We start from the raw sequence: 2,241 nt of genomic DNA on the forward strand, positions 1-2,241 counted from the left end.
AAATACAACACTGGATAAACAATTATCCAAGAAGGATTTTTAACGGTTTATCTGCTAATATGATGGAACAGAAAACCATTACAGCTTAACATTATATTTTTATTGAAATTTCCGGACATTTTATATTGCAATCTACATATTCACATAATTCCTCGAAAAATGTTGTATCTTTATCAAAAATCAAATAATCGTATCTTATTCCGGAACGAATAAAAACTTTTTTAATATTTGGCAGAACTCTAACTTTTCTTAATAAATCCAAATATTCAGAGTGGTCAATAATAAGATTTTTACAAGGAGTTGGATGCATGCACTGTCTATCTTTGCATACACCTACTTTTTCTTGAAGCTTGCAAGCTCTATGTCTAAAATTTGCTGTAGGACCGCCAATATCATGAATATATCCTTTGAAATTCTTTAAGGTAGTTAAAAGCTTTGCCTCGTCTATTATAGATTTTTGGCTTCTATTTTGAATAACCCTACCTTGGTGAAAGGTTAATGCACAAAATGAACAGCTGCCAAAACAACCTCTATGACTGGTTATTGAAAACTCAACTTCTCTTATTGCAGGGATACCACCTTTAGCTTCATAAATAGGATGATAAGTTCTAGTGTAAGGTAAATCATAAGTTATATCCATTTCATTTTGAGTTAGTGAAGTTTGAGGAGGGTTTTGTACTACGTATCTATCATTATGTTTTTGTACTACTGTTTTTCCTCTTATATCATCTTGCTCTAAAGATTGTAATTTATAACTTTCTGCATATGCATTTTTATCGGTGTTTACAGATTCGAATGATGGTACCTCTATAAAATCTTTAAGTTCACTAATATCTTTTGAAGCATAGACCGTCCCACGAAGAGTAGTCATTTTATCTATGGACATACCATACTTGAAAAGATTAGCCATTTCAACTACAGTTTTTTCTCCCATACCATAAATTAATAAATCCGCTTTAGCATCAATTAATAAACTACGCCTTACCTTATTGTCCCAATAATCATAATGAGCAAATCGCCTAAGACTTGCTTCTATACCACCAATTATAACTGGGACATTTTTAAAAGCTTCGCGAGCTCTATTACAATATACAATTAAAGCTCTATCAGGCCGGTGACCTGATTCACCACCTGGTGAATAAAGATCAGTATGTCTCTTTTTCTTTGCTGCAGTATAGTGATTAACCATAGAATCTATATTGCCAGAATTTATAAGAAATCCATATTTAGGCTTTCCAAGTTTTCTAAAATCATCAACGCTTTCCCAATTAGGCTGGGCTATAATACCTACATTAAAGCCTTCACGTTCTAAGGTTCTTCCAATTATAGCAGTTCCAAAGGACGGATGATCAATGTATGCATCCCCTGTAATTATTATAAAATCTAATTGAGATATATTTCTGTCATTTAAATCATTCATGCTAATAGGTAAAAATTGTTTGTTTACTATCATATAATCCTCCTAGGAGATTAGTTGAAAATTGAAAATTACTTTCAATTTAAAGTTCATTGTACTGTATTAACTTTACTTAATAATATTAACATAACTATTATAAAATATGAACTATTAAAGTTTATAAATATTAAAGAATTATTATATATTGTCGAATTTTAAGAGAAATATAAGCATTTTGAAGTAATAACGAGAAATAATGAAAGATATCTTACTATGTCTATTTAAAAGGGCATAATGGATAAATATAATTGAATCACTCTTTTTTAGTTGCAATTTGAAGTATTTATAATATACTTATATAGAACGAATATTTTTTTATATTTAAATTGAAACATAAAAATCAACTAATATATAAGTGAAAAAAATATAGGTGGTGAAAACAGATGGAAAATGGCCCTCGAATTAGAAGGTCAAAATTAATTTTAAAATTAAATATTATATGCAGAGAATTTCTTATATTAGAGGTTAACATAGCTTAAAAAGTGATTAGAAATCAATGGGTTGTGAATTATACTTTGATGTTTCTCTGCAATATAGGAGGGATATCTATGGAAAGAATTTCTGAGTTTTTTTTAAGTAAAGTACTAAATCAAAACGTGTATGATGAGTTTGAGGATAATATTGGGAAGTTGTTTGATATTTATGTTACTACTGAGCAGGGTTATCCAAGAGTTATAGGATATAAGATTAAAAAAGGAAGAGAAATCTTTAATTATGAATTTAGAAACATTGAAATATGTAAAGAAGATAAAAAAATCACTGTGAGAGTAAGAGGAGTTAAAGAT

The 2,241-nt window shown here is 29.0% G+C and carries 1 protein-coding gene and 1 pseudogene; one reads left to right on the forward strand and one right to left on the reverse strand.

The features are described from left to right. Positions 1-94: 94 nt before the first annotated feature. A pseudogene (locus JJE11_RS17560) lies at positions 95-1,450 on the reverse strand (YgiQ family radical SAM protein); the annotation flags it as partial. Between the two features lie 554 nt (positions 1,451-2,004). On the opposite strand from JJE11_RS17560, the gene JJE11_RS17565 reads away from it, so the two are divergent. Continuing rightward, the coding region (locus tag JJE11_RS17565) for a PRC-barrel domain-containing protein (RefSeq protein ID WP_291637968.1) at positions 2,005-2,241 on the forward strand (237 nt) is incomplete at its 3' end.

It is taken from the genome of Clostridium sp. (genome assembly GCF_016650095.1).
GTDB lineage: Bacteria > Bacillota > Clostridia > Clostridiales > Clostridiaceae > Clostridium_AD.